Genomic DNA, 26,181 nt, shown 5'->3' with positions numbered 1-26,181 from the left:
TCCGTTAGCGGTGCGCAATAAGATACGGCACCTCAATATTAGGCTGCAGCGTCAGCTCGAAAGAATCCAGCTCCAGCACGGCCAGGTGAGAAAGCTCGGGGTTGAGACGGTATACGCAACCCGTATCCAAGCCAATAGCGCCCTCCTTCTTTGCTACGCTGTGCTTTACTTGGGCCGTGGGCGTGGGCACGTGGCCATGTAGTAGCCGGCGGCCCTGCATGCGAGAAGCGTCGAAGGTGAACTGCTTGATGTTGAGCATCGTGTGCCAGTCGGTGCGCATCTGCTCGGGCGGTAGGCGAAAGTTGTAGCCGGCGTGTACCAGCGTGAAGCCGGGAATATCGAGCTGGTAAGGCAGCGCATCGAGCCACTGCAGGTAAGGCTCGGGAATATCGGTGGGGGCCTTCACCCCGAAGCTTTGCAGGGTGAGGGTCCGGTCGGCGTGGGAGGCCCAAGCTAGGTGCTGGCGGCCCCGGGCGGCATCGAGTAGCTCCTGGTCGTGGTTGCCGCGCAGGCAGTGCAACTGGTAGCCACGCTCGGGCAGCTGCATCAGGTAATCGAGCAGGCCGCGGCTGTCGGGGCCTTTGTTGACGTAGTCGCCCAGCAGATACAGCTCATCATCGGGGCGCAGGCGCAGCACGTTTTCTACCAGATGCTGGAAAGTGCGCAGGCAGCCGTGCAAATCGGTGGTAACGTAGCGAGCCATGAGTGGTGTTGGTAGGAGGAAAAAAGAAACGGGAGCGGCACTGGTACCAAATAAAAAAGCACCTGTCTCTAGACAGGTGCTTTATCTATGTAATATAGAAAAACCTAGCTATACGGAGGTTTGTCCAGTTCCGGTTTTTCCAGGTTCCGATTTGGGTGGCGCTGGGGCGCATCCTGCGCTTCCTGCTCCAGCCGGTTTTCGGTAGCCTCGTCCCGGTCATTTACGGGCAGGTTACCGGCGGCTTTGGGCTGCTCCGATTGGCTGGGGCTGCCGTGATTTTCCTTGGACTGCTGGTTGGTATTATTGCTTTTGTAAGGCATGGCGTTCTTCGGTTTTTAGGTGAAAAAACAATGCAATAGAAAAAGAAACCAACGGCAAGCCGGGGCTGGCTACTAAGCAGCCGGCCCTGCCCTGCTTATTGGTCAATGGCGGTGTCGGTGGCGTTGGGGTCGGTCAGCTCGGCGTTGGTGCGGGTGCTGGCGCCTACCGCGTCGGGGTTGGGCTGGCGCTGTTCCATCTGGCCCATGCCCACGCGGGAGTTGGGGTTCTGCATTTCGTCGCGGCCCCGGCGGTCATCGGCTTCCAGCTCATCGTCGCGGCGGGTTACGCGGCGCTCGTCCATGTCCTCGTCGGAGGGCATATCCTGATTGGGGCGCTGGTCAGCTCCTTCGTCGGCGGTGCGGATGTTGTCGGCGGGGTGGTCGGCGCGGTCGGCGTCTTCGTTCACCGATACGGCCGTGCTGCCCGTGCCGCTGTCGGTACCGTAGCCTTCCTTGCCTTCACGGTTGCCAAAACCACCGCGGGCAGCTTCGTTCTTGGGCGGATTAGCGCCGGGGATGATGTGGCCGGCGGCCAGCTCCTCATCGGTGGTGTCGTCGTTTATTACCCGCACGGGGCGGTTGTTGGGGTCAATAGCCATGATTGGGAGTCGGTTGTTGAGGTTGATACGAGTGGGTAAGAGGTGTACTAGGTTTTTTTGAATAGGGTTTTGCTTTGTGCTTGCGCCAATCGGTGTAAACTGCGGCCGCTATGACGAATTCTGCCTTCCCTGCTCCCATCCGCGACCTTTCCACCTTACGGGCAGCCCTCGACGCGGGTCACTCCTTTAACTACCTCTACTTCTGGGGCCACACCGGCCAGCCTGGCAGCCTCGGCAAAGAGTGCTTCAGCCAGTGGTACCCGGCCGCTTTCGAGCTGGCCGGCCACACCTATGCCACAGCCGAGCACTACATGATGGCCGAAAAAGCCCGCCTCTTCGGCGACGAAGCCACCCGCGCCGCCATTATTGCCGCCCGCCACCCCAACGATGCCAAGCGCCTGGGTCGCCAGATCAAAAACTTCGATGAAGCCGCCTGGCTGGCCGCCCGCTTCGCCATTGTGGTGCAGGGCAACGCGGCCAAATTCGGGCAGCACCCGGCGCTGCGGGAGTTTCTGCTGGCCACCGGCAGCCGCGTGCTCGTGGAAGCCAGCCCCGTGGACGCCATCTGGGGAATCGGGCTGGCCCAGGACCATCCGGATGCGGCTAATCCCGAGACGTGGCGCGGCCTCAACCTGCTGGGCTTCGCCCTGATGGCCGTGCGCGACGAGCTAACCACCTGACTTGCCAAAAGTCAACATGGAATACAAACGCTTCAGAGCCCAAAATCAAGGTTTCCAGTTCCTCATTGAAGCTGATAAATCTGATGTGGGAGCTTACTTATATGTATTCAAGGGAGCCATAACGGAGGATTACCTGGAAGACTCTGTCGAGAAATGTCAGAAGCGGGCCTTACAGCATTTTGGCGTTCCACTTGATGCCTGGAAACCGATAAAGTCCGTTTTCGTGTAGCTCCACTCAAATGAACCACCTAATTTACGAGCAGCCATGTGGACCGAACACGACAACAGCCTGACCCGCAGCTTTCAATTTGCGGACTTCAAAGCGGCCTTTGCCTTCATGACGGAAGTTGCCGCCGAGGCCGAGCGGCTGGATCATCATCCGTGGTGGGCCAACGAGTACAACCGCGTCGAATTCCGGCTGCGCACCCACGACGCGGGCAATACCATCACCCAGCGCGACCATCGGTTGGCCGCCGCCATTGATGTGGTGGCGGCGCGGTACGAGGTCAGCTAATTGCAAGACTTCCGCTAGGTGCGTCCCGGCTTGCTACCTTTGCCTTTATGTCTGACTCGTCTGAAACGCCTACCGTTCTGTACCTCGTGCCTACGCCCATCGGCAACCTGGAGGATATTACCCTGCGGGCCATCCGGATACTGGGCGAGGTGGACGTGGTGCTGGCCGAAGACACCCGCACCAGCGGCCGGCTGATGCAGCACCTGGGCCTGAAAAAGCCCATGCTCAGCTACCACCTCCACAACGAACACCAGACCGTGCAGCGCGTGCTGGACCGGCTGGAAAAGGGCGAGAAAATGGCCCTGGTATCGGATGCCGGCACGCCCGGAATTTCTGACCCCGGCTTTTTGTTGGTGCGCGAGTGCCTGGCCAAGGGCCTGAAGGTGGAGTGCCTGCCCGGCGCTACGGCTTTCGTGCCGGCCTTGCTCAAGTCGGGCTTCGGGGCCGAGCGGTTTACCTTCGAAGGCTTTCTGCCGGTGAAGAAAGGCCGGCAGACCCGCATCCGGGAGCTGCAGCCCGAAACCCGCACCATGATTTTTTACGAGTCGCCCCACCGCATCGTCAAGACGCTGGAGCAGCTGAGCGAGGCCTTCGGGCCCGAGCGGCTGGCCTCGGTGAGCCGGGAGCTGACCAAGTTATTCGAAGAAACCGTGAATGGGACGCTGGCTGAGCTGGCCGCCGAGTTTGCGGGACGTACCTCTATTAAAGGCGAAATCGTTGTTGTCGTTCAAGGAAATCGGGAATAGTCCGTGGGGGCCGGCAGGGCTGGCTTTGCTCACGGCGTCTTTGTTTTGGATTGGCTGGCCGGTGCATCCGGCCCCGCTGGCGTTGTTGCTGCTGGTAGCCTGGGTGCCGTTTCTGCGCCTGGAGCAAGTGCTGGTGCAGCGCGGCAGCAGCGGCTGGAAGGTGTTTCGCTACAGCTACCTCACGCTGCTGCTCTGGAATGCCTTCGTAACGTGGTGGGTAAGCTACAGCACGCTCGGCGGCGGCATCACGGCCGTGGTGCTGAACTCCCTGATGATGACGGCCCCGCTTATGGCATTCTACCATACCAAGCGGCTCTTTGGCCCCCGGCTGGGCTACCTTTCCCTGCCCATCTACTGGATTGCCTTCGAGCAGCTCCACCTACACTGGGACCTGACCTGGCCCTGGCTCACGCTCGGCAACGGCTTTGCCGAAGCCACGGCCTTCGTGCAGTGGTATGAGTACACCGGCTTTCTGGGCGGCTCGGTATGGGTGTGGCTGGTCAATATTCTGCTCTTTCTGGCGCTTTTCCGCCCGCAGCCGGCCGGTTCGGCCGTCCATGAGCAGCCTGTTCACAAGCCCTTACTGGCCGGGGCCGCGCTGGCCGTTGTGGTGCCGCTGCTGGTGTCCTGGTTTATTGGCAGCCGCGTGCAGGAGCAGGGCGTGGCCTTGGAAGTAGTAGTGGTGCAGCCCAACGTGGACCCTTACACCGAGAAGTTTCAGGGCAAGGCCAACTTCGTGCCCTACGACGAGCAGCTCACCCGCCTGCTGACGCTGACCGAGCAGAAGCTCACGCCGAATACCAAGCTGGTCATCTGGCCCGAAACGGCGTTGGAAGAGTACTACTTCGAGCAGCAGATCGAGACGAACCCCAAAATTGTGCGGGTGCGGATGTGGCTAAAGCAGCACCCCGGCGTGGCCCTGCTCACGGGCATTACCAGCGTGGTGATGTACCCCAATGCCGAGGCAGCCAGCGTCACGGCCCGGCACCGCGACGACATGGGCTATTACGACGTGTTCAACAGCGGCGCTTACTTCGCCGATGCCGCCGCGCCCATCGAGTTCTACCATAAGTCGCGGCTGGTGCCCGGCGTGGAGAAGATTCCGCCCCTGCTCACGTCGCTCATTTCCCACATCGACCTCGGCGGTACCGTGGGCAGCTACGGCAGCCAGGCCGAGCGCACCGTGTTTCAGGCCTCGGCCGCCGCGCCGACGTTGCGCGTGGGTCCGCTCATCTGCTACGAATCCATCTACGGCGACTTCACGGCCGAATACGTGCAGCGCGGCGCTACGCTGCTGGGGTTGTTTACCAACGATGCCTGGTGGCACGACTCGCCCGGCTACCGTCAGCTGTTGCGCTACGGGGCCCTGCGCTGCATCGAAACCCGCCGCGACCTGGCCCGCTCGGCCAACACTGGCTTCACGGGCTTTATCAACCAGAAAGGCGAGGTTTTCCAGCGCGAAACCGCCTGGATTCCAACCGCCAGCCGGGGCACCGTGCACCTTAATACCGAGCAGACATTTTACGTGCGCCACGGCGAGCTGATTGGGCCGGCTATGCAGGTGCTGGCCGTGCTGCTGCTTCTCGGGCTACTAGTAATGGTTGTGAACCGGCGGTTTGGCTCGAAAGCGGCGGCCCCGGAGCCGGAGGTGGTGCGCACGGCATGAGAAAAGTAGCCTTAGTTGCACGCCCAACTACACAGGTCGTGCGGCTCATGATTCACGAAGACGGCGCCAATGGCGTTTACCTGTTCGGGTTCGATAAGCTGGAAGATAGTGAAGGTCTGGGAGACGACTGGTTTGAAACAGTTGCCGATGCCGATGCCGCTGCGGCTCAGAAGTACAACGTTACCGCCACTGACTGGCAACTCATTTCGGACCCTCTGGAGCATTGCCAGCAGGATTGGATTGCGCCGGTGCGGGTGAAAGGCCGGCCCGAAGGCAATGCGCAGTGGGGCCAGCTTGAAAAGCGCGTTAATGGTCAGTGGGTAGAGTTCTACCCGGAATAAAATACCTATATGGAATCCTTGCTGCCGCTGTTTTTCTACACCCTCATGCTCTGGTTTTACCGCATGGGAGAAGGCAAGGACCTGTGGGGTAATTTGCGCCCAACCGTAGACGACCAGTGGCGCGCTACCACCGGCCGCACCATACGCCGGGTCGTTATTATCATTGTGGCGGCCTACTCGGCGCTGCTGCTGTTGCAACTCCGCTCGTAAGGCCTCACCGTAACCCGGCTGCCGTGCCGGAGTATTTATCTGCATGACCGACTTCACTCAACTCAGCCTCGACCTTGCCGGGGTGTGCCGCCGCGCCGGCCAGTTTATCCGCCAGGAAGCCGCCGCCTTCGACCGGGGCCGCGTCGAAATGAAAGGTGTTCACGACCTGGTGTCCTACGTGGATCAGGAAACGGAGCGGCTGCTCGTGGCCGGCCTGCGCGAGCTGCTGCCCGAAGCGGGCTTCATAACGGAGGAAGGCACCACCGGCGGCAGCAGCCAGGCCACCAGCGCCGGCACCGACTACACCTGGATTATTGACCCGCTCGACGGCACCACCAACTTCGTGCACGGTCTGCCCTGCTACTGCGTGAGCGTGGGGCTGCTGCACCACGGCGAGCTGGTGGCCGGCGTGGTCTACGAGGTAACGCGCGACGAAACCTTCCGGGCCGTGCGCGGCGGCGGGGCTTTCTGCAACGAGCAGCCCATCCACGTTTCCGACGCCCCCAAGCTCACCAACTCCCTCATTGCCACCGGCTTTCCTTACACCCACTTCGGCCAGCTCGACGACTACCTGCAGATCCTGGGAGCCTTTATGCAGCGCACCCACGGCGTGCGGCGCGTAGGCTCGGCCGCCGCCGACCTGGCCTGGGTAGCCGCCGGCCGTTTCGAGGGCTTCTTCGAATTCAACCTGAACTCCTACGACGTAGCGGCCGGCATTCTGCTGGTGCGCGAGGCTGGGGGCCGCGTTACGCAGTTTCTCGCCGACGGTGACCCGCTTTTCGGCCGCCAGGTGGTAGCCAGCAACGGCCACGTCCACGAGGAAATGCAAGCCACGATTCGGGAGTTCTGGAAAGAGGCAAAATTGTGAGTTTGTGAACTTGTGTCATTGCGAGGAAGAATGGCACGCTGGACATTAGCACACTAGCACATTCCAACACATTAGCACCTGAGCACATTAGCCCTAAACTTTTCCTGCTTCGTCGTAGTTTTGTGCCTGTTATGATTCTGCAATACCTCATCATTGCCCTGCTGTTTCTGGCTGCTACGTTCTACGTCGGGCGCATTTTCTGGCGAGCTTTCTTCGTCAAAACGGCCACGGGCTGCGCCAAAGGCTGCGGTGGCGCGTGCGGCACCATTGATGTCGACCGGCTACAGAAGACCATCGAAACGGCGGCGGCGCGGGCAGCGGCTCAGTAGACAGCTACCCCATTTCAACTTCGGGCAACCTGCCCCCGTGCCTGCTGCGTATAGCGGGCACGGGGGCTTTGTTTTTGGCGCCCTGTCCAACCGCCTTTCCTACTGCCCTGCCAACCTGAACCCCTACTACCATGCAAGACAAAGAAGAAGAACGCTCCCTGATCAACGTTGAAAACAAGCTCAGCAAAGACGGCTTTACCCAGGATTTCAACGTGTGCGACGGGCGGCTGGAAACAATCAGCAACGACTCCAAGAAAAGCTACGGCCCCGAGGAAGTAACCATCGTGGATTTCTACCGCTTCGAGGGCGAAAGTGACCCGGATGATATGTCGATTCTCTACGCCATTGAGTGCGCCGACGGCGTGCGGGGTACTATTTCTAATTCCTTTGGCACCTATGCCGATGCGGATACGGACGAGTTTCTGCGCAAAGTAGACGACTTGGGTAAGAATCTGAAGAAGGCCCACAAGTAGGCCGACTGTACGTAGCAAAAACGCGCTTTGGCTCGGCCAAGGCGCGTTTTTGTGTTTTCACCACTCCCAAACTGAACAGTGAAGACTCCTCTGCCCACTCATCCGCTCGGCACCGCCGCCGACCTTGACCCGCTGCTGGCGGCTATTGGTGATGCCCGCATTGTGCTGCTAGGGGAGGCCTCGCACGGTACGTCGGAGTACTACACGTGGCGCGCGGCCCTGTCGCGGCGGCTGATTCAGGAGAAAGGCTTCCAGTTCATTGCCGTCGAAGGCGACTGGCCCGACTGCTTCGAGGTAAACTGCGCCCTGAAGCAGGATAAGGATGAGTACGACAGCGCTGCTCAGTTGCTCTGCACGTTTGACCGTTGGCCGACCTGGATGTGGGGCAATTGGGAAGTGGCCGCCCTCATCGATTGGCTACACACTTACAACAGGCAACGCGCTTTGCCCGAGCGGGTTGGCTTCTATGGTCTCGATGTGTACAGCCTTTGGGAGTCGCTGCAGGAAATTCTGCGCTACGTCACCAAGCAGGGCGACGGCGCGGTGGCGGCGGCTCAGCAGGCCTTCCGGTGCTTCGAGCCCTATGGCAACGACCCGCAGGAATATGCGCAGGCCGTAGCCTTTGTTTCGAGCGACTGTGAGGATGAGGTAACGCAGATGCTGCGTAGCCTGCGCCGGCAATTGCGGGCCACGCCCCTGCCGCCTGGCTTAGAGCGCGAAACCGCCTTTGCTGCCGAGCAGAATGCCCTAGTGACCGTAAATGCCGAGCGCTACTACCGGGCTATGATTCAGGGCGGACCCGCTTCCTGGAACGTGCGCGACGGCCACATGATGGAAACGCTGAGCCGCCTGCTCGACCTGCACGGCCCCAATAGCAAAGCCATTGTGTGGGAGCACAATACCCACATTGGCGATGCTCGCTACACCGATATGGCCCGCGACAACACGGTGAATGTAGGCCAGCTGGCTCGCCAGATGTACGGCCGTAACGCGGTGTTTGCCGTGGGCTTCGGCTCGTACCAAGGCAGCGTTATTGCCGGCAAGAAATGGGGTGCGCCCTTTGAAACAATGCCCGTGCCGCCCGCCATTCGGGGCTCTTGGGAAGAGCAGCTGCACCAGCAGCTCCAGGGCGAAAATGGCCTGCTGCTGTCGTCGGAGCTGAAAGGCACCGCCGCCCTGAAACAGACCTTCGGCCACCGGGCCATTGGCGTAGTCTATCGGCCCGAGTTCGAGCAGTTCGGCAACTACGTGCCCTCCCTCATGGCCGAGCGCTACGACGCCTTCCTCTTCTTCGACCACACCCACGCCCTGCACCCCCTGCCCACCAAGCCCGCCGAAAACGTGCCGCCGGACATGTATCCCTGGACGGAATAGGTGAAGTTGTGAGCTTACGTGCCGATGGCGTGAGTTTGCGCAGTCAGAACAGCTCGCAATTTCACCATCTCACAATTTCACCATTACCCCCACACCTTGGTGCCTTCGGTGCAGTTGCGGCACATGTCTATCTGGTCGCGGCCTTTGAGCAGGGAGGCGCGGAACTGTTGGTACTTGGGGCCATGCCAGAGCTGGCGGAATGTCTCGGTTTTCAAGTCGCCTTGGCGGTATTCGGCGTCTTTGTCGAAGCAGCAGGGCACCACCAGCCCGTCCCAGGTGATGACGCAGCTGTGCCACATCTTCCAGCAGTGGTTCAGCATCTTATTCTTGATGCTCCAGGTGCCGTCCACGTTGTTTTCGTAGCGCGAGTAGTAGTCGATGGTCGGAATGAGCGGCGAGCCTTGGGCGTAATCGTAAATCTGCGCGGTTTTAAACCACACGTCATCCACGCCCAGCTCTTTGGCCAGCTCCTTAGCTTCGTCAATCTGGTGCTCGTTGGGCCGCACCACCAGAAACTGAAAGATGATGCGCGGCGTGCTGGACTTCAGCTCCTTGCGCCACTTCACGATATTCTTGGTGCCTTCCAGCACTTTGTCCAGCTTGCCGCCCACCCGGTACTGCTGGTACACTTCCTGGGTGGTGCCGTCGAGGGAAATAATCAGCCGGTCGAGGCCAGACTCTACTGTGCGGCGGGCGTTGGTGTCGTTGAGGTAGTGAGCATTGGTGCTGGTAGCGGTATAAATGCCCTTGTCGGCGGCATACTTCACCAGGTCCAGGAAGTTCGGGTGCAAATACGGCTCACCCTGAAAGTAGAAAATCAGGTACCACAGCCGCTTGTGCAGCTCGTCGATGGTTCGTTTAAACAGCTCGTCGGGTAGCATGCCGGTGGGCCGCGTGAAGCTGCGTAGGCCGCTGGGACACTCCGGGCAGCGCAGGTTGCAGCTGGTCGTGGGCTCGAAGCTCAGGGCCAGCGGCAAACCCCAGTGCCGGGCCTTGCCCGTAAGCTTGCTCAGGGCGTAGCCACCCACCACCTGCGCCGTGTTCAGGGCGCGGCGCGGCGTGAGCTTGGAAAGGAAATTCAGACCGTCGGTAAGGGTAGATGCCATCAGCGCGTAAAGGTCGGCAACGGGGGCCGAAGTGCGGCAAGTAACCCCGGCCGCCGACAAAGAGTTTACCGCTACATGTTTTTTGCCGCCCGACAACGCACAAAAAAGCGCCTTTCAGACTCGTCCGAAAGGCGCTAAGTATCACATCATCAACAATTCAGCTTACTTGCCGGACGAGGCAGGTAGCGTGCTGCTATAGGTCGAAGCTTTACCGAATGACTGCTTGATTTCATCTACCGCGGCCCGGCTACTCAGGCGCTTGGGCTTGGTGTTGAGGAAAGTTCCGTCTTCGGCCAGCAGGAAATAAGCCGGCACATCCTGAATGGCGTAGGCCCGGGCAATGGCCGAGCGCATGCCGCCGGTGGCCCGCACGTGGGTGCCGGGCAGTTTTTTGCCCACCACCAGCTGCTTCCAGGCGGGCTCGTTCTCATCGAGAGCAATGTTGAGAAATACGATGTTCTTACCGTCAAACTTCTTGGCTAGGTCGGCGGCGTAGGGCAGGTCGCGCAGGCTTAGGCCGCTGGTGGTACGCCAGAAGTTGATGTACACCAGCTTGCCGGCAAATTGCTTGAGCGTCACACTGTCGCCGGTGGAGGAAATGAGCTTGAAGTTGGGGGCCGGAGCCCCAATGGCAAACGCCTTATGCGTTTCGAAGTCGTGCTGCAGCACGGGGTAAAACTGATTTTTGGTATCGATGCTGCGGTAGTTTTCGAGCATGGCGGCCGACTGCTTCACATGGCCGAAGCGGAACGACTCCTGCAGGATGCGCCCCATAATGATGGGCCGCACCGGGTCGGCCAGCTGGGTTTTAGCCATGTCATAGCACACCTGGTAAAAGTCGGGGTCAGTGCGCTGGTGGTTGCCGGCAATGGCCAAGTGGTGCACGTAATTCACCAGAAACTCTTGGTACGATTCGTTCTGCAAGGCCGCCGGGTTGTTGATCAGGCTTTTCTCGCTGAGGAAATCGTAGAAGGTAGGCGACATTTTCAGGCGGCTTTCGGTGGCTACCACCTGCTCGCGCAAATCCTGGAAGGTCAGCCGGTCGTTGGCGTAGCTGTAGTCAATTTCGGCCTGGGCGTATTGCTTGAAAGCCGGGGTCAGCTGATTATCCTGGGCGTAGTTTTCGAGAAACTTCTTTTCCTCTTTACGCCGGTAGTCGAGAAAAGACAGGAACGGGGCTTCGTAGAGATTGATGTTGTCGGGCAATACCTGAAATCCGTCGTTTTCGATAAACCGCTCATCCAGCTCCGAGAGGTAGGTATTGGCCTCCGCCCCTTTGCCCTTGTAGCGCACCGACGACGAGAGGTCGTTGCCCTTAAACCGGACTTCCATGGCATTGCCGGGCTCCAAGTAGAGGTCGGCCACGTCGTCGCCGTACACGAGGTCGGCGCGGGTGGGGCCGTTTACGGTGAGAGCCAGCCTGAATTCGCCCCGGTTATCGACCCGCGCGTAGGTAATCTGCTCCTTGGGGTCGAGCGGGTTTTCGCGCACCGATACGGCCACCGTATCGACCGTTTTACCGCTGATTTTGCCCGTGAGCGTAACGGTGCCCTGGGCCTTGCCCAGCAGGGGCAGGGCCAGGAGCGCGCCTACGAGCAGGCGGGGTATACAGGAGCGAAAAGAATATGCCATCGGTAGGGTGGTATCAAGCGCTAGTCAATCGAAGTATCAGCTTTTACCTATGTATACGCCGTTAAAAACTGCCTAGACATAGGATTTCGCGGGAAAAGCCAATTCTTATACCGAAGATACGGCATTCGGGTTGAGAAAGTCCAATCCAGATTTTGGCTTTTTTCGTAACCCCCTCTCAGGGCCAAGGTTTTGAAGGTTTTACCCAAACAAGCCGCTTAGCACTTCGTCGAGCCGCCCTACCGGATGAGCTCTGATTCCGTAGCGGGCCAAATCTAATCCGCGGGCGTTGAACTGGGAGATGTACATTTCCTGAAAGCCCAGCTTCTCGGCCTCGCTCAGCCGCTGATCCAGCCGGCTCACCGCCCTGATTTCGCCGCTCAGCCCTACTTCCGCCGCCAGACACACGTTGCCCGGAATCGGCAAGTCGTTCAGGGACGATACCACGGCGGCGCACACGGCCACGTCCAGAGCCGGGTCGTCGAGGCGCAGGCCGCCGGCAATGTTGAGGAACACGTCGTGCTGGCCCAGGCGCAGGCCGCTGCGCTTTTCGAGCACGGCCAGCAGCATATTCAGGCGCTTGGCGTCGAAGCCAGTGGCCGAGCGCTGGGGCGTGCCGTAGGTGGCCGGCGTCACGAGGGCCTGCACTTCTACCAGCAGCGGCCGGTTGCCTTCCAGCGTGGCCCCGATGGCCATGCCGCTCAGGCTTTCGGTGCGCTGGCTGAGCAGAATTTCCGACGGGTTGCTCACCTGCCGCAAACCCGTGCCTTGCATTTCGTAGATACCCAACTCCGAAGTGCTTCCGAAGCGGTTCTTGGTAGTGCGCAGAATGCGGTACGAAAGGTGCCGGTCGCCCTCAAACTGCAGCACGGTGTCTACCATGTGCTCCAGTATCTTGGGGCCGGCAATGGACCCGTCTTTGGTGATGTGGCCGATGAGCAGCACCGGCACCCCGGTTTCCTTGGCGTATTTGAGCAGCTCGGCCGTGCACTCACGCACCTGGCTCACCGAGCCCGCCCCCGACTCCACCAGGCCCGAGTGTAACGTCTGGATGGAGTCAACGATGACCACGTTGGGCTGCAGCTGGTCGATCTGCTTGAAGATGTTCTGGGTGTTGGTCTCGGTCAGGATGTAACATTGCGGATGCTGGGGGCCCAGCCGCTCGGCCCGCATCTTGATCTGCTGCTCACTTTCCTCGCCCGAAATGTAGAGCACCTTCATCTGCTGCAAGCTCATGGCAATCTGGAGCATCAGCGTGCTTTTGCCGATACCGGGCTCACCACCGATGAGCACCAACGAGCCCGGCACGAGGCCGCCGCCCAGCACCCGGTTCAGCTCCGAGTCGTTGGTGTCGAAGCGCGACTCTTCCTCGTAGTGAATCTCGCCGATGACGCGGGGTTTGCTGGTCGTTTTGGCGCCAGGACTCGTCGTTGGGGGCTTCCAGGAGCCGGCCACCTGGGTGTCTTCCTTCTGGATAACTTCCTCCACGTAAGTGTTCCACTCGCCGCAGCTGGGGCAGCGCCCGATCCACTTGGCCGACTGGGCCCCGCAGGTTTGGCAGAAATAGAGAGTCTTGAGTTTGGCCATGAACAGGAAGCAGAAGAGGAAACTAAAGAATGCGCGGCGCGGCTAAAAAGTTTGGCAAGAAACAAGTTTTTGCGGGCCTAAACACCACACCTAAAAAAGCCGGCCCGTCTACTCGACGGGCCGGCTTGGGGCAGGAGCACTGTCGGGCTACGGCTTACCGCGTCACTACCACCTTTTGCTGGTACGCGGCCGCGCCGCCATCCACGCGCAGCAGGTACACGCCGGTCGGCACGGCTTCCAGGCTCAGCGTGGCATTCGCCTCCCGGGCCGGCACCGACCAGGTGCGCACACGGCGGCCAGTGAGGTCGAGCAGCGTGGCAGGACGCGCCTGCCCGGCGGCGGGCAAAGTCAGGGTTATGGCGCCGTGCGTTGGGTTAGGATACACTTCCAAGGGTTGCAGTGCCGCTGCCGCACGAGTAGCCAGGGCCACATTAGTAAGGCGGGCTAGGCCGATACGTACCTGCCCGGCCACGTAGCGGAACGAGCCGTAGAGCAGGATTTTGCTGTCGGCGGGCTGCAGCTTGATACCCGCCACGATGTCATCATTGGTAAAGATGGAGTGCGGAACGGCCACCGGGCTGAAGCTGGCGTCTAGGCTGCCGTCGGCCGTGAGGCGCACCAGTGCGGCGCTGGCGTCGGGCGAAGGCGAAGATGTGCTGCCCCGCAGGGCCAGCAGGCGGCCATCAGGCTGCACTAGGCGTGGGGAGTAGTAGCCTGCCACGCCGGAGTAGGTGGGGTCGGGGATGCCGTCGGCTGTCAGGCGCACGAGGCCGTAGGGCGCGGCCTGCCCGTTGAAGCTGGTAAAGGTGCCGCCCACCAGCAGCTTGCCGTCGGACTGCATCACCACTTGGTAGGTGGCCCCGGAGCCGGCGGCGCTGCCTACCGAGAAGCCGTTGTCGGCGCTGCCGTCGCCGTTGAGGCGGGTCACGGTGGTTACGAAGGTGTTCAGCACATCAGCTACTACTACCAGCTTGCCGCTGGGCTGCGTCAGCACTTGCAGCACGCGCCGGTCGGTGGGGGTACTGGCCGGTAGGAAGGTATTATCAGCGGTACCGTCGGCGTTGAGGCGCACCAGCCCGCTCAGGCCGGTGCGGCTGCCGTAGCCGGTAAACAAGCCGTAGACCAACAGTTGCCCGGTGGGCAGCACCGTTACGCCCTGCAGAATAACCAGCCCCGTGCCAAACGTCTGGGCGGTGAAGGAGTTGTCGGGGCTGCCGTCGGCCAGGTAGCGGCGCAGCGTAGTGCCGCTTATAGCGTAAAAGCTGCCGTTGGCTTGCACGGCCTGCACCGTTCCCACGGGCATCGTCGTGAAGGTAGCGTCCAGGCTTCCATCGGGGTTGAGGCGACGCACCGAGTTGGCCGCTCCGCCCACAGCTACTCCGTTGAGCTGGGTGAAGTTGCCGCTCACCAGCAGTTGTCCGCTGGGCAAGGGTACCAGCTGGCTCAGCGTGCCGCGGGCTTCAATAACTGGGGCAAAGGAGGCGTCGGCCTGCCCAGTGGTGCTATTGAGCCGCACCAGTCCGCTGTAGTTAGCGCCGTCGTACTGGTTAAAGCCCCCGGCCAGCAGCAGTTGCCCGGTGGGCAGCACCGCCATAGCATTGGTGGTGGCATTCACGCCGGTGCCGGCTGCGAAGCTGGCATCTAGGCTACCGGTAGCCGACAGGCGGGCTACGCGTCCCCGGCTCACGCCGTTTACCTGCGTGAAGGCCCCGGTAAGCAGGATGCTGCCGCTGGGTTCCAGATACAGGGTGCGTACGCCGGCGTTGGGGCCAGTGCCCGGCTGAAAGGAACTGTCGTAGGTACCGTCGGGTAGCAGGCGGGCAATGCGGTTGGCCGCTTGGCCGCCCAGCTTCGTGAAGCTGCCACCTGCCAGCAGCTTGCCGTCGGGCTGCTGCACCAGCGTCAGCACCGAGCCGCCGGCAGTGGCAAAGGGGGTGGTGTAAAAGGTGGGGTCAATGGTACCAGTGCTGGTCAGGCGCACCAAGGAGCCCATGTTCTGGCCGTTGAAGTTCGAGAAGGAGCCGCCGACCACCACTTTGCCATCGGCCTGCACCAGGATGGCCGACACCAGCTCGCCCTGCACCAGTGTGCCCGCGACGCTGAACGAGGAGTCCAGGGAGCCGTTAGGGTTCAGGCGCACCAGGCCGCCGGTCTGGGGCGCGTTTTGCAGGCTCGGGCCACTGCCCACCAGAATCTTGCCGTCGGGCTGCAGGGCCAGGCTGCTGATCTGGCGGACAGAAGCGGCCGAGCCAAACGTAAAGGAGGTGTCGAGGGAGCCGTCGGCCAGCAGGCGCACCACCATGCTGCGGGCCTGCCCATTGAAAGTTGTGAAACCGCCGCCGACCAGGATTCTACCATCGGGCTGCACCAACACCGCCGACACGAACCCGTTGGCCCCCAAACCATCTGCGTTAAAGGTCGCGTCGGGGGTACCATCCGGGTTGAGGCGCAGGAGCTTACCCGTAAGGTTACCGTTTACAAAGTCGAAGCCCCCGGCTACTAAGACTTTACCGTCGGCCTGCACGGCTAGCGCATTCACGGCCAGCTGATTGCCTACCGCAAGCGGGGTTTTGAGTACTGTGGGCTTAAACGTCAGGTCCAAGGACTGGGCCCGGACGGCAATGCAGCTACCAAGCCAGCTCACGAGCAGAATAGCTAATAGATTAAAAGTAAGAGTTGGGCGCATACGCAATGGATGGTATAAGGAGGAATGGTCGAAATTTACGGATAAAAGTCGCCCGTTCTGCTACGCCAACCCTCCGCAAACCCTGGCCCTATCCAATCAGTTTGCCCTATATTCCGCTTTCCTAACAACCCCGCTGCCATGCCTGCTGCCCCCCTCACCCCCGACGACCTGCTGACCATACCAACCTTCCAGGGCCTGCCGCCCGAAACCCTGGCCTGGCTGCTGGAGCACGGCGAGCGGCGCGAGTTGCCCGATGGCGGCACCGTGATGCAGCCCGGCGACGCGGCCGAGTACATGATAGGCGTGGTCCAGGGTGGTATTCAGTTTTACACGGTCCAGAATGGCAGCCGGGAGCCCCGCTTCCGCATCGAGGCCGGCCACATCAGCGGCGTACTGCCCTACTCCCGGCTGCGCGTCAGCATGGGCTGGGGCATGGCCAGTGGCGCCACGGTGCTTTACCTGCTGCACCGCGACCATTTTCCGGCGCTGGAGCAGCACAGTCCCGAGCTGGTGCAGCGCCTGGTAGGCCTCATGAGCGACCGGGCCCGCGACGAAGCCCGGGCCCAGGAGCGCGACGAGAAGTTGCGGGCCCTGGGCAAGCTCTCGGCCGGCCTGGCCCACGAGCTCAACAACCCCGCCGCCGCCATTGCCCGCGCTGCCGAAGCCCTGGCCGAGCGCGCCGCCGCCAAGCCCGCCCTCTTTGCCGAGCTGGTAGGCCATTGCCCCTCGCCCGAAGCCATGCAGGCCCTCACCGCCCTGGCTGTGCCCGGCGAGTCGCCGAAGCTCACGATGTCGGCCCTGGCCTGCGCCGACCGGGAAGACGAGCTTTCCGACTGGCTCGAAGCCCAGGGCGTGCCCGATGGCTACCGCCTCGCCGCCGGTCTTATGGAGGCCGGCCTCACCCTTAGCGAGCTGGGGCCGGTAGCCACTCTGCTGCCACCCGCTGCCAAGCCAGCCGCTTTTGCCTGGCTCGAAGGGCAGCTCACTACCATGCACCTTATCAAGGACGTGCAGGAAGCCGGGGGCCGCATCAGCCTGCTGGTGAGCAACGTGAAGACCTACTCCCACATGGACCGGGGCGGCAGCTTTGCCCCGCTGGAAGTAACAGCCGGCCTCGACAGCACCGTAAACATGCTCGGCTACCAGCTGCGCGAAAAGAACATCCGCCTCACCCGCGACTATGCCCCCGGCCTGCCCCGCATCCAAGGCCAGGTCAGCAGCCTCAACCAGGTGTGGACCAACCTACTCGATAACGCCATCGACGCGCTGCCACCGGGCGGCGAAATCACGCTGCGCACCCGCCGCGAGGGTGATTTCGTGCAGGTAATCATCATTGATAACGGCCCCGGCATTGCTCCTAACGTGCTACCGCGCATCTTTGAGCCGTTCTACACTACCAAGCAGGCCGGTGAGGGCACCGGCCTCGGCCTCGATATTGCCCAGCGCATCATCCGCAACCACGGCGGCCGACTCGAAGTCCACTCCCAGCCCGGCCACACCGAGTTCTGCGCCTGGCTGCCGGTAGGTGAACTGGTGAGATAGGGACAGGGAGCTTGATGTTCTGCGTTTGCCTGAAGCAGATTATGGTAGTATTCCGTTGTGCTGCTTTCGGAATGAGTTCGGAGTGGGTAAATAGTGGGTATATCCAAACAAGTGCTTTTAGCCGTTCTGGTGTACTCCTGAAATTTGTATTAAACCAAGTGTGCCGCTGGCCGCTTAACCAATAGTGAAGCATGGAAAAGAAACCCGTTTTACTTGCCGTTGATGATGATTTGCAAGTACTAGGTGCCATCGACCGGGACTTGCGCACCGAGTTCCGGCGCGACTACCGGGTGCTGCGCGCTTCCTCCGGGGCCGAGGCCCTGGCTACCCTGCGCGAGCTGAAGGCGCGCGAGGAGCCGCTGGCCCTCATTCTGGCCGACCAGCGCATGCCCGAAATGGAAGGCGTCGAGTTTCTGGAGCAGGCGCGCACCATTTACCCCGATGCCAAGCGGGTGCTGCTCACGGCTTACGCCGATACCGAAGCCGCCATCCGGGCCATCAACAACGCCCGCCTTGACCACTACCTGATGAAGCCCTGGGACCCGCCCCAGGAGCTGCTCTACCCTACCCTCCACGACTTGCTGGCCGCCTGGCAGGCCCAATACAAGCCCCGCTTCCAGGGCCTGCGCCTCATCGGGTTCCAATGGTCGCCGCTTTCCCACGAGCTCAAGGACTTCCTGGCCGGTTACATGGCCGCTTACCAGTGGCTCGACTTCGAAACCAACCCTGAGGCCCCGGTACTGCTGGCCGCCACCGCTTTCACCGCCGCCGATTTGCCGGTGGTCGTCTTCGAAGACGGCACGGCCCTCTCCCGCCCGGCCCGCGCCGAAGTGGCCGGCCACATGGGGCTGGCCGCCACGGCCTCCCAAGAACTGTATGATGTCGTCGTCGTGGGGGCCGGACCGTCGGGGCTGGCCGCGGCCGTGTACGGCGCTTCCGAAGGACTCAAAACCCTGATCATCGAGCGGCAGTCGCCGGGCGGGCAGGCGGGCACCAGCTCCCGCATCGAGAATTACCTGGGCTTTCCCACCGGCCTAAGCGGGGCCGAGCTGGCCCACCGCGCCTGGAGCCAGGCCATCCGGCTCGGGGCCGAGTTGCTGGCCCCCCAGGAAGTGGTGAGCATGTGCGTGCAGGACGGCTATAAAGTCCTCACGCTCAGCAACGGCAGCGAGGTGCGTACCCGCGCCGTGGTGCTGACGATGGGCGTCAGCTACCGCACGCTGGAAGTGCCCGGCATCGACCACCTCACCGGCGCGGGCGTGTACTACGGCGCGGCCCGCACCGAGGCCCGCTCCTGCGACCAGCAGGACGTATATATAGTAGGCGGCGGCAACTCGGCCGGGCAGGCCGCTATGTACCTGGCCACCTACGCCCGCCGGGTGTTCATCCTTATCCGGGGCGAGTCATTGGCCGCGTCCATGTCGGCCTATCTCATCGAGCAGATCGGCCACACGCCCAACATCGAGATTCTGCCCTTTACCCAGGTGCGCGAGGTGCGCGGCCAAGACCACCTGGAGGAAGTAGTGCTCGAAAGCCGGGGCCAGGTGGAAGCTCGCCCAGCCCGGGCCTTGTTCGTCTTCATCGGGGCCAAGCCCAGCACCGAGTGGATCTGCGACCTAGCCCTCTGCGACACGAAAGGATTCCTGCTCACCGGCCGCGACCTGGTAGCCGACCCGCGCTACGCTACCAGCTGGAAACACCCTCGGGAACCGTACCTGCTCGAAACCTGCGTGCCCGGCATCTTTGCCGCCGGCGACAGTCGGGCCGGGGCTATGGCCCGCGTGGCCTCGGCCGTGGGCGAAGGCTCGATGGCCATCAAGTTTGTGCACCAGTATCTGGACGAGTAGCAAATGAGAAGGATTGAGCTGACGGGAAGGGACTTTTTCGGCGGAAACCCGAAAATCTTCATGCTTTCTTCATCTTCTAAAAACCGTCTTCACCGGGTGTAAATCGACGTTGACCGGAAACGCGGGGCTGCGACCCTCCCCCCGGAGGCTACGGCCCAGCTTTCGGTTGGAAACACACCGCTAGGTCGCACAGTATATAGCGCCGAAGCTGCCCGTAGTCGGGTAGCCTATTGTGCCGTTTTACTAGTGCTGAGGTCATGTTGCCAGCGTTACGCTTCCGAACCCAATCCTTCTTGTTGCTTCTTGCCACTGCCGCTACTCTGAGTAGCTGCGATATGCTGGAGTTTAGCCCTAACGACTACCGCGCCGCTGCCGATGAACGCAACCTGACGGCCAAGAACCTGGAGCGCCTGCGCCAGGCGCCGCTACCCGCCGGCGATACGCTCCGCTTCGTGTTTACCGGCGACTCGCAGCGCTTCTACGACGAGGCCGACGACCTGGTGGCCAGTGTCAATCAGCAGCCTGGCATCCAATTTCTGGTGGTAGCCGGCGATATTTCCGACTTCGGCATGGCCCGCGAGATGCGCTGGGTAAACGAGAAGCTGCGCAAGCTGAAAGTGCCCTACGTAACCGTCATCGGCAACCACGACTCAGTGGGCAACGGCCGGAAGGCTTACGAGGAGATATTCGGGCCGCTGAACTACTCCTTCCTTTATGGCGACACTAAGTTCATTCTGGTTGACACTAACGGCCGCGAATACAACTTCGATGGTCACATTCCGAATATGCCCTGGTTCAATCAGCAAGTGAGCAACCTGGAAGGAGCGCGCCGCCAAGTTGTGATTTCGCACGTGCCACCCCAGGATGTGGACTTTGACCCAGCCGTGCGCGACCCTTATGCCCAGGCGCTGCGGGAAGCCAAAAACCTCGTGTTCGAAATGAACGGGCACAACCACAGCTCCAGCATCGGGCAGCCGTTCAACGACGGCGTGTGGTACATCAACTCCGACGCCTTTTCCCAGCGCCGCTACATGGTCGTCACGGTATGGGGCGACAAGCAGTTCCGGATTAAACAGATCAACTTCTAATGACACAGCGCCTTACATCCGTTGTTGCGCTGGCCGCTACTCTGCTTGCCCCCACTGCCGCGCTGGCCACCGAGCCAACTACCCCGGCAGCTACTCCTCCCGCTGAAAACCCGCACCCCTGGTACCGACCCCGCCACCTTGTGCTACAAACGGCCGGCGGGCTGGGCATGGTATCGGCCGGGGCGGGCTACTCGTATTTCAACGACAAAGTGGATACCGACATCCTACTGGGCTACGTGCCCAAGAAGTTTGCCGGCTCTACGCTCACGCTGGCCTCAGCCAAGCTTATCTATTCGCCTTTCACGGTCCAGATTTCTGATACGTGGCAGGTGAAGCCGGTATCGGTGGGCGCGTATTTCAGCTACACCCACGGCACACTCAACGATGAGGAGCGCGGGCAGTACACCAAGGACTACTACTGGTGGTCGTCGGATACGCGCTATGGTCCGTTGGCGGGTGGCCGCATCACCTACCTGCGCCCCGCCAAGGCCAATGGCCGGCCGCGCACCGTGTCGCTCTACTACGACCTGAGCACCAACGACCTGTACCTGCAGAGCTACATTGCCAATACCAAAGGCCTCACCCTGGGGCAGATTCTGGTGCTGGGCCTGGGAGTAAAGGCCGATTTTTAATAGCCTAAAAAAGCAGAACGTCATTCCTCGGCTTCGCTCGGAATGACGTTCTGCTTTTTTAGGCTATTCCGACGGCCTCTCACCCCAGCTTCTGCGGCGTATTGGCAGAGCTGGCAGTAGCCGATAAAAAGGCGGCCCGAGCCGAGCTGAGCAGCTGTTGGATGGCCTGGCGCTGGCGCAGCAGGCCTTCCATTACCGGACGCTTGGTACGGAAAAGCTTGAGGGCGCGCAGACGCTGGAGGCGGGCCGTCAGGTTGTTCCAGTAGCTAAGGGCATAGAAGCCGCTGGGGGCCAGGCTCAAGCCGTAGAGCAGCGTCCAAAGCCAGCTTTGGGTGAAATGATGCACCAGCCCGATTTGCAGGGCGTAGCCGAAGCCGAAGGTCAGAATGCCCGTAACCAGCATAATCGGGGCCACAAACTCTAGGTCTTTAGTGGCCCGCTTGGCAATCATGGAGGGCAGAATGTAGGGCACGTAGTTGTTGATGAGCCCGTACAGGTACAGCGGGAAGCCCAGCACCAGCTTGATGCCCGAGATGGTAGCGCGCGTCCAGCGGTGGTTGCGGCCCTTGCTCGATTCGAGGGCTTCGTCGGTGAGGCGGAGGCGGTCCAGGTCGAGAAGGTAGGTGCCGAGCTTCTCGCGCACCTCGGTAAGGCGGGCTGGGTCGTGCTTTTCGAAGTAGGGCACGGCCTCCAGCAGGGCACGGCTGAGCTGGAAGTTGTCGTAGAGCGTTTCCTCATCGTCGGGAATCAGATGCTCACCGAAGGTGCGCTCAATCTGGAGCACCAGCTCATCCTCGGCCGCGTCGCGGGTGATGACCAGGCGCTGCTCCAGCCGCCGGCGGATTTCCTCAGTCAGCGCATCAGCAGCGGCTTCGGGGTCGGCGCGGTAGGCGGCGGCGTAGTCGGCCACGATGATGGGCTTGCCGATATTGACGAACACGTCGGAGCGGAACCGACTGGGGTCGAAGTAGTTGATGCCGATGGGCAGGATCTTCACGCCGAGCTTAAAGTCGTGGCGGGCTTCGGCGCCGAGGCAGATGCGGGCTGCGCCGGTTTTCAGGGGCCGCAGCCGCCGCTCACTGATGCTGGTGCCCTCGGGAAATATCTGGATGACGCCGCCCCGGTCGAAATGGTCGTAGCACTGGCCGAAGGCGGCTTCGTTGCGTTGGGCCAGCTCCTCGGGCGTCACGCCGGCGTCGCCGCTGTCGGCATCCTGGCGGCGGTAAATCGGGATGCAGTTGCCCGACAGGAAGATGGCGCGCGAAACCGGGTTCTTGAAGAAGGTGCTCTTGGCCAGAAACGCAATGGGCTTGCGGCGGTTGGCGGCCACCACCAGCGGGTCCATGAGGGTGTTGGGGTGGTTGGACACAATCATCATGGGGCCCGGCTGCTCCAGCCGCTCATGGTGGCGGATTTCGAGGCGGCGGAAAAACACGCGCAGGGCGAGCTGCACCACGGGCTTTACAACAGTGTAGAAGAGCATGGGGCTAAGTACGGCCAATTCGCGGAGCCGGACAATGTAGCTGCCGGATAAACAGGGTTAGTAGAGGTTTTGCGAAAAGTCTACTGAAAAAGGCTGATTCTAACCTTGACAAAGTTTAAACCCAGCTATTGACACGCATAGCGAGAAGTTTACATGTCTAACCAATTGTCTTTTTACCGACAACGGGCACGCCTGCAAGCTTCACGAAGGCCTCTGAAGCGTTGACGATGGGCACCGAAACGGTAACGATGACTCCCGAAGCCTTGACGACGAGTCCCGAAGGCTTGACGATGGCCCTTGAAGACCCGACGATGGGCACTGAAGCGTTGACGATGGGCACTGAAGCCTTAACGATGACCCCAGAAGCGTTGACGATGGGCGCTGAAGGACTGACGAAGACTCCTAAAGGCTTGCCGGACGCCCCAGCAACCACCCGAAACGACAACGCCCCGCATCGGTCAGATGCGGGGCGTTGTCGTTTGTAAAACAAGCTCCTACCCTTCCATCACCTTGTTCTGGTGGTTGATGGACTCCAGGTGGACGGCGGCAAAATACTGCTCGATAAACTCGGGCGTGAGGCCCACCGAGGAGCCCTGGCGCTGGGCCCGCTCCAGCACCTCGTTCCAGCGGCCGGTTTGCAGAATGGTAATGTCGTTTTCCTTCTTGTACTGCCCGATTTTCTCGGCCACGCCCATGCGGCGGCCCAGCAGCTGGATGATTTCGGCGTCGAGCTGGTTGATTTGCTCGCGCAGGCTGGAGAGGGCCGTCAGAAACTCGCGCTGGTCGGTGGTTTCGTGGCGCCACACCAAGTCCTGAATCAGGTCGCGGAGCACTTCGGGGGTGATTTGCTGCTTGGCGTCGCTCCAGGCGTTGTCGGGGTCGATGTGACTTTCAATCATGTTGCCGTCGAAGCCCAGGTTGAGGGCCTGCTGGGCTACGGTGAAGAGCGTGTCGCGGCGGCCGCAGATGTGGCTTGGGTCGCAGAGCAGGGGCATATCGGGGTGGCGGCGCTTCATTTCGATGGGCAGGTGCCACATCGGAGCGTTGCGGAAATCGGTGTTGCCGTAGCTGCTAAAGCCCCGGTGAATGAGGCCCACCTGCTCCAACCCGGCCTTTTTGAGGCGCTCCACGGCGCCCACCCACAGCTCCAGCTCGGGGTGAATGGGGTTCTTGACCAGCACCGGCACCTGCACACCGCGCAGCACGTTGGCAATTTCCTGCACTGAAAACGGGTTGCCGGTGGTGCGCGCGCCCACCCACAGAATATCGACGCCGAAAGCCAGACAGTCTTCGACGTGCTTGGCCGTGGCTACTTCCACGGCAATGGGCAGACCGGTAAGCTCACTGGCTTTCTTGAGCCAGGGCAGGCCTTTGGTACCCACGCCCTCGAAGCCGCCGGGCTTGGTGCGGGGTTTCCAGATGCCGGCGCGCAGGGCCTGCACCTTGCCGGTAGCAGCCAGACGCTGGCAGGTTTCGAGGACTTGCTCCTCGGTTTCGGCCGAGCACGGGCCCGAAATCAGGTAGGGCTTGTCGTTGGGCTGGCGGTTGAAAAGGGCAGATTTCATGTCGGTCTGTGAGGTGACGAGTGAGGTTTCCATGCTAAATAAGAATTGGGTTTTGTGAATGAGTAAAATGAAAGATGATTGATTGTGAATGATTTAATTGATTGAGTAATGGGCTATTTCAGAATCTTGCGGATGAGGTTGGCCTGCTCAATCCGCTGGTACACGGCCGGGTAGTCTTCCGTGGCAATGAGGTGGCGCAGGTGCTGGAGCTGCTTGATGTGCTCGTCGAGCACGTCGAGCACGTTCACGCGGTTCTGGCGGAAAATCGGCACCCACATATCGGGCGAGCTTTTGGCCAGGCGCACCGTGGAGGCAAAGCCGCCGCTGGCCAGAGCAAATATCTGCTGTTCTTCCTTCTCTTTCTCCAACACCGTGAGAGCCAGGGCAAAAGAAGTGATGTGCGAAATATGCGACACGTAGGCAGTGTGCAAGTCATGGGCAGCCGCGTCGAGGTATTCGATGGTCATGGGCAGCTGCTCAAACAGATTCTGCACCAGATTTACCGCGTCGGCGTCGCTCTGCTCAGCGTCGCAGATTACCAGCGTCTTGTCGGTAAACAGCTCCGGCACGGCCGCTTCGGGCCCCGAATATTCGGTGCCGGCCATGGGGTGCACCGCCACAAAGCGGCCCCGCTGCGGGTGCCCGGCCACGGCCGCCAGCAGCATCGACTTAGTGGAGCCCACATCGATAACCACCTGCCGCTCGACGCCGTCCAGCACCTGCGGCAACACGGTGAGCATCGAATCCATCGGCACGGCCACTACCACCAGGTCGGCGCGGCGCACGGCGGCGGCCAAATCATTGGTTCCTTCGTCGATGAGGCCCAGCTCGTGGGCTTTGAGCAGGTTCTCCAGGTTGCGGTCCAGCCCGATAATATGGTTGGCCAGCCCCTTTTCTTTGAGGCTGATGGCTAAAGAGCCGCCGATTAAGCCTAGTCCTATTATGGTGACAATCATGTGTTCTTGAGGGATTTGCCGCGGGGGTCCGCGGAGGGTTGCGCAGAGGAAGGCAGAGGTCGTGGCATTAGTTTCGGCTGTCGTTGATGCGGCCCAGAGCCGCTGCCAGCACCTGCGTGGTCTGGCACAAGCTCACCCGGATGAAGCCATTGCCGTTGGAGCCGAAGATGCCGCCGGGCGTGATGAACACCTTGGCCGCGTGCAGCAGCTCGTCGCTCAAGGCATAGCCATCGGCATAGCCCGGCGGAATAGCAGCCCACACGAACAAGCCCACTTGGTTGCGGGCAAACGTGCAGCCCACGGTATCGAGCAGCTCGAATACCAGCTCGCGGCGGGCGGCGTAGTGGGCATTCAGCTCAGCATACCAGGTTTCGTCGAGTTGCAGGGCTTCCACGGCGGCCAGCTGCACCGGCAAGAACATGCCCGAATCGAGGTTGCTCTTGAAGCGCAGCACCTCCTGCAGCAAATCGGCGCGGCCCACCAACATGCCCACGCGCCAGCCCGCCATGTTGTGCGACTTACTCAGCGAGTTCAGCTCCAGCACCACTTCCCGGGCACCGGGCACCGCCAGCAGACTCTGGGGCGCAGTCTGGTTCAGAATGAAGCTGTAGGGATTGTCGTGCACCAGCAGGATGTTGTGCTCGGTTGCAAAAGCCACCAGTCGGGCGAAGAAAGCGGCATCGGGTGGCGTGCCGGTGGGCATGTGCGGGTAGTTCACCCACATCAGCTTCACGCGGCTCAGGTCGCGCTGGGCCAGCAGGTCAAGGTCGGGCAGCCAGTTGTTTTCCGCCGTCAGGTCGTAGTCGATGGGCGTGGCGCCGCTGAGGTGGGCGGCGGCGCGGTAGGCCGGGTAGCCGGGGTTAGGAATCAGTACTTCGTCGCCGGCTTCCAGAAACGTCATGCTGATGTGGATGATGCCTTCTTTGGAGCCCAGCAGCGGCAATACTTCGGTTTCAGGGTTTAGGGCCACGTCGTACCACCGCTCGTACCAGCCGGCAATGGCGTGGCGCAGCACCGGTACGCCTTTGTAGTTCTGGTAGGCGTGGGTGTTGGGCTGCTCGGCGGCCTGCGTCAGGGCGGCTACCACGCGCGGGTGAGGCGGCATATCGGGGCTGCCAATGCCCAGGTTGATAACCTGCGCGCCGGCTTTGTTCATCCCGTCAATTTCGCGCAGCTTCTGGGAGAAGTAGTATTCCTGAGTGTGCTGCAGGCGGCTGGCGACGGAAACTAGCATGAG

General features: G+C 61.3%; 26 protein-coding genes. 15 read left to right on the top strand and 11 right to left on the bottom strand.

Translation table 11 applies throughout. The features are described 5' to 3' along the window. Positions 1–4: 4 nt before the first annotated feature. From LGH74_RS00500 to LGH74_RS00490, 3 genes are all read right to left on the bottom strand, one after another. Complete coding sequence (locus LGH74_RS00500; protein ID WP_226170314.1) at positions 5–703, bottom strand: metallophosphoesterase family protein; 699 nt, start codon at positions 701–703, stop codon at positions 5–7. 104 nt (positions 704–807) lie between these two features. Continuing rightward, the gene (locus LGH74_RS00495; protein WP_226170313.1) at positions 808–1,023 is read right to left on the bottom strand and encodes a hypothetical protein; all 216 of its coding nucleotides are present in this window, start codon (positions 1,021–1,023) and stop codon (positions 808–810) included. Positions 1,024–1,118: 95 nt separating this feature from the next. Then, positions 1,119–1,622, bottom strand: coding sequence for a hypothetical protein (locus tag LGH74_RS00490; RefSeq protein WP_226170310.1), 504 nt, complete (start codon positions 1,620–1,622; stop codon positions 1,119–1,121). 110 nt (positions 1,623–1,732) lie between these two features. On the opposite strand from LGH74_RS00490, the gene ybiA reads away from it, so the two are divergent. The 11 genes from ybiA (at position 1,733) to LGH74_RS00435 (ending at position 8,823) form a co-directional block, all read left to right on the top strand. Further along, complete coding sequence (gene ybiA / locus LGH74_RS00485; protein ID WP_226170308.1) at positions 1,733–2,302, top strand: riboflavin biosynthesis intermediates N-glycosidase; 570 nt, start codon at positions 1,733–1,735, stop codon at positions 2,300–2,302. A 16-nt stretch (positions 2,303–2,318) separates the two neighbouring features. Continuing rightward, a complete protein-coding gene (locus LGH74_RS00480; protein ID WP_226170305.1) occupies positions 2,319–2,531 on the top strand; it encodes a hypothetical protein in 213 nt (70 codons plus the stop codon). A gap of 36 nt (positions 2,532–2,567) precedes the next feature. Next, on the top strand, positions 2,568–2,816 hold the full coding sequence (locus LGH74_RS00475; RefSeq protein ID WP_226170302.1) for a 4a-hydroxytetrahydrobiopterin dehydratase: 249 nt from the start codon (positions 2,568–2,570) through the stop codon (positions 2,814–2,816). Positions 2,817–2,863: 47 nt separating this feature from the next. Further along, positions 2,864–3,562: a 16S rRNA (cytidine(1402)-2'-O)-methyltransferase gene (gene rsmI, locus LGH74_RS00470; protein ID WP_226170299.1), complete on the top strand. Its 699-nt coding sequence runs from the start codon at positions 2,864–2,866 to the stop codon at positions 3,560–3,562. Positions 3,563–3,602: 40 nt separating this feature from the next. After that, complete coding sequence (gene lnt, locus LGH74_RS00465; protein ID WP_226170296.1) at positions 3,603–5,228, top strand: apolipoprotein N-acyltransferase; 1,626 nt, start codon at positions 3,603–3,605, stop codon at positions 5,226–5,228. A gap of 47 nt (positions 5,229–5,275) precedes the next feature. Beyond that, positions 5,276–5,569, top strand: a complete 294-nt coding sequence (locus tag LGH74_RS00460; protein WP_226170294.1) for a hypothetical protein — start codon at positions 5,276–5,278, stop codon at positions 5,567–5,569. 9 nt (positions 5,570–5,578) lie between these two features. Next, positions 5,579–5,779: a hypothetical protein gene (locus LGH74_RS00455; protein WP_226170293.1), complete on the top strand. Its 201-nt coding sequence runs from the start codon at positions 5,579–5,581 to the stop codon at positions 5,777–5,779. Between the two features lie 43 nt (positions 5,780–5,822). Beyond that, a complete protein-coding gene (locus tag LGH74_RS00450; protein WP_226170291.1) occupies positions 5,823–6,647 on the top strand; it encodes an inositol monophosphatase family protein in 825 nt (274 codons plus the stop codon). Positions 6,648–6,778: 131 nt separating this feature from the next. Beyond that, positions 6,779–6,976, top strand: a complete 198-nt coding sequence (locus LGH74_RS00445; RefSeq protein WP_226170289.1) for a FeoB-associated Cys-rich membrane protein — start codon at positions 6,779–6,781, stop codon at positions 6,974–6,976. A gap of 131 nt (positions 6,977–7,107) precedes the next feature. Then, positions 7,108–7,449 carry a hypothetical protein gene (locus LGH74_RS00440; RefSeq protein WP_226170288.1) on the top strand — a complete coding sequence of 114 codons (342 nt, stop codon included), beginning with the start codon at positions 7,108–7,110 and terminating at the stop codon, positions 7,447–7,449. A 78-nt stretch (positions 7,450–7,527) separates the two neighbouring features. Next, entirely contained in the window at positions 7,528–8,823 is a 1,296-nt protein-coding gene (locus LGH74_RS00435; protein WP_226170286.1) for an erythromycin esterase family protein, read from the top strand. Between the two features lie 83 nt (positions 8,824–8,906). Here LGH74_RS00435 and LGH74_RS00430 read toward each other — a convergent pair whose 3' ends face one another. From LGH74_RS00430 to LGH74_RS00415, 4 genes are all read right to left on the bottom strand, one after another. Further along, positions 8,907–9,929, bottom strand: a complete 1,023-nt coding sequence (locus LGH74_RS00430) for an SPASM domain-containing protein (protein WP_226170284.1) — start codon at positions 9,927–9,929, stop codon at positions 8,907–8,909. A gap of 162 nt (positions 9,930–10,091) precedes the next feature. Next, positions 10,092–11,561 (bottom strand): TlpA family protein disulfide reductase, encoded by a 1,470-nt coding sequence (locus LGH74_RS00425; protein ID WP_226170272.1) that lies wholly within the window; start codon positions 11,559–11,561, stop codon positions 10,092–10,094. A 198-nt stretch (positions 11,562–11,759) separates the two neighbouring features. Next, positions 11,760–13,145, bottom strand: a complete 1,386-nt coding sequence (gene radA, locus LGH74_RS00420) for a DNA repair protein RadA (protein ID WP_226170270.1) — start codon at positions 13,143–13,145, stop codon at positions 11,760–11,762. A gap of 154 nt (positions 13,146–13,299) precedes the next feature. Continuing rightward, positions 13,300–15,831, bottom strand: coding sequence for a T9SS type A sorting domain-containing protein (locus tag LGH74_RS00415; RefSeq protein ID WP_226170268.1), 2,532 nt, complete (start codon positions 15,829–15,831; stop codon positions 13,300–13,302). Between the two features lie 138 nt (positions 15,832–15,969). Here LGH74_RS00415 and LGH74_RS00410 point away from each other — a divergent pair, with 138 nt between their 5' ends. The 4 genes from LGH74_RS00410 (at position 15,970) to LGH74_RS00395 (ending at position 20,940) form a co-directional block, all read left to right on the top strand. Next, a complete protein-coding gene (locus tag LGH74_RS00410; RefSeq protein ID WP_226170266.1) occupies positions 15,970–17,373 on the top strand; it encodes a sensor histidine kinase in 1,404 nt (467 codons plus the stop codon). Positions 17,374–17,564: 191 nt separating this feature from the next. Next, complete coding sequence (locus LGH74_RS00405; RefSeq protein WP_226170264.1) at positions 17,565–19,220, top strand: NAD(P)/FAD-dependent oxidoreductase; 1,656 nt, start codon at positions 17,565–17,567, stop codon at positions 19,218–19,220. Between the two features lie 296 nt (positions 19,221–19,516). Further along, positions 19,517–20,308 carry a metallophosphoesterase family protein gene (locus LGH74_RS00400; RefSeq protein ID WP_226170261.1) on the top strand — a complete coding sequence of 264 codons (792 nt, stop codon included), beginning with the start codon at positions 19,517–19,519 and terminating at the stop codon, positions 20,306–20,308. After that, a complete protein-coding gene (locus LGH74_RS00395; RefSeq protein ID WP_226170258.1) occupies positions 20,308–20,940 on the top strand; it encodes a hypothetical protein in 633 nt (210 codons plus the stop codon). The genes LGH74_RS00400 and LGH74_RS00395 overlap by 1 nt, the downstream gene beginning before the upstream one ends. 79 nt (positions 20,941–21,019) lie before the next feature. Here LGH74_RS00395 and LGH74_RS00390 read toward each other — a convergent pair whose 3' ends face one another. The 4 genes from LGH74_RS00390 to LGH74_RS00375 form a co-directional block, all read right to left on the bottom strand. After that, complete coding sequence (locus tag LGH74_RS00390) at positions 21,020–22,423, bottom strand: lysophospholipid acyltransferase family protein (RefSeq protein ID WP_226170255.1); 1,404 nt, start codon at positions 22,421–22,423, stop codon at positions 21,020–21,022. Between the two features lie 494 nt (positions 22,424–22,917). Next, a complete protein-coding gene (locus LGH74_RS00385; RefSeq protein WP_226170253.1) occupies positions 22,918–23,988 on the bottom strand; it encodes a chorismate mutase in 1,071 nt (356 codons plus the stop codon). Positions 23,989–24,101: 113 nt separating this feature from the next. Further along, the gene (locus LGH74_RS00380) at positions 24,102–24,944 is read right to left on the bottom strand and encodes a prephenate dehydrogenase (RefSeq protein WP_226170251.1); all 843 of its coding nucleotides are present in this window, start codon (positions 24,942–24,944) and stop codon (positions 24,102–24,104) included. 67 nt (positions 24,945–25,011) lie between these two features. Next, positions 25,012–26,178 (bottom strand): pyridoxal phosphate-dependent aminotransferase, encoded by a 1,167-nt coding sequence (locus LGH74_RS00375; protein WP_226170249.1) that lies wholly within the window; start codon positions 26,176–26,178, stop codon positions 25,012–25,014. Positions 26,179–26,181 lie beyond the last annotated feature (3 nt).

The sequence above is a fragment of the Hymenobacter lucidus genome, assembly GCF_020447265.1.
Taxonomy (GTDB): domain Bacteria; phylum Bacteroidota; class Bacteroidia; order Cytophagales; family Hymenobacteraceae; genus Hymenobacter; species Hymenobacter lucidus.
Note: the sequence above shows the minus strand (reverse complement) of the source record. Positions and strands in the feature narration are given on the sequence as shown.

Bases quoted from the DNA above. Each gene is read 5' to 3' on its own strand.
- LGH74_RS00380 (WP_226170251.1), bottom strand. From the start codon at position 24,944: ATGATTGTCACCATAATAGGACTAGGCTTAATCGGCGGCTCTTTAGCC.
- LGH74_RS00480 (WP_226170305.1), top strand. From the start codon at position 2,319: ATGGAATACAAACGCTTCAGAGCCCAAAATCAAGGTTTCCAGTTCCTC.
- LGH74_RS00490 (WP_226170310.1), bottom strand. From the start codon at position 1,622: ATGGCTATTGACCCCAACAACCGCCCCGTGCGGGTAATAAACGACGAC.
- LGH74_RS00460 (WP_226170294.1), top strand. From the start codon at position 5,276: ATGATTCACGAAGACGGCGCCAATGGCGTTTACCTGTTCGGGTTCGAT.
- LGH74_RS00395 (WP_226170258.1), top strand. From the start codon at position 20,308: ATGACACAGCGCCTTACATCCGTTGTTGCGCTGGCCGCTACTCTGCTT.
- LGH74_RS00425 (WP_226170272.1), bottom strand. From the start codon at position 11,561: ATGGCATATTCTTTTCGCTCCTGTATACCCCGCCTGCTCGTAGGCGCG.
- rsmI (WP_226170299.1), top strand. From the start codon at position 2,864: ATGTCTGACTCGTCTGAAACGCCTACCGTTCTGTACCTCGTGCCTACG.
- LGH74_RS00440 (WP_226170288.1), top strand. From the start codon at position 7,108: ATGCAAGACAAAGAAGAAGAACGCTCCCTGATCAACGTTGAAAACAAG.
- LGH74_RS00430 (WP_226170284.1), bottom strand. From the start codon at position 9,929: ATGGCATCTACCCTTACCGACGGTCTGAATTTCCTTTCCAAGCTCACG.
- LGH74_RS00445 (WP_226170289.1), top strand. From the start codon at position 6,779: ATGATTCTGCAATACCTCATCATTGCCCTGCTGTTTCTGGCTGCTACG.
- LGH74_RS00495 (WP_226170313.1), bottom strand. From the start codon at position 1,023: ATGCCTTACAAAAGCAATAATACCAACCAGCAGTCCAAGGAAAATCAC.
- LGH74_RS00390 (WP_226170255.1), bottom strand. From the start codon at position 22,423: ATGCTCTTCTACACTGTTGTAAAGCCCGTGGTGCAGCTCGCCCTGCGC.
- LGH74_RS00375 (WP_226170249.1), bottom strand. From the start codon at position 26,178: ATGCTAGTTTCCGTCGCCAGCCGCCTGCAGCACACTCAGGAATACTAC.
- LGH74_RS00410 (WP_226170266.1), top strand. From the start codon at position 15,970: ATGCCTGCTGCCCCCCTCACCCCCGACGACCTGCTGACCATACCAACC.
- LGH74_RS00455 (WP_226170293.1), top strand. From the start codon at position 5,579: ATGGAATCCTTGCTGCCGCTGTTTTTCTACACCCTCATGCTCTGGTTT.
- LGH74_RS00405 (WP_226170264.1), top strand. From the start codon at position 17,565: ATGGAAAAGAAACCCGTTTTACTTGCCGTTGATGATGATTTGCAAGTA.
- LGH74_RS00415 (WP_226170268.1), bottom strand. From the start codon at position 15,831: ATGCGCCCAACTCTTACTTTTAATCTATTAGCTATTCTGCTCGTGAGC.
- LGH74_RS00475 (WP_226170302.1), top strand. From the start codon at position 2,568: ATGTGGACCGAACACGACAACAGCCTGACCCGCAGCTTTCAATTTGCG.
- LGH74_RS00500 (WP_226170314.1), bottom strand. From the start codon at position 703: ATGGCTCGCTACGTTACCACCGATTTGCACGGCTGCCTGCGCACTTTC.
- radA (WP_226170270.1), bottom strand. From the start codon at position 13,145: ATGGCCAAACTCAAGACTCTCTATTTCTGCCAAACCTGCGGGGCCCAG.
- LGH74_RS00450 (WP_226170291.1), top strand. From the start codon at position 5,823: ATGACCGACTTCACTCAACTCAGCCTCGACCTTGCCGGGGTGTGCCGC.
- ybiA (WP_226170308.1), top strand. From the start codon at position 1,733: ATGACGAATTCTGCCTTCCCTGCTCCCATCCGCGACCTTTCCACCTTA.
- LGH74_RS00385 (WP_226170253.1), bottom strand. From the start codon at position 23,988: ATGAAATCTGCCCTTTTCAACCGCCAGCCCAACGACAAGCCCTACCTG.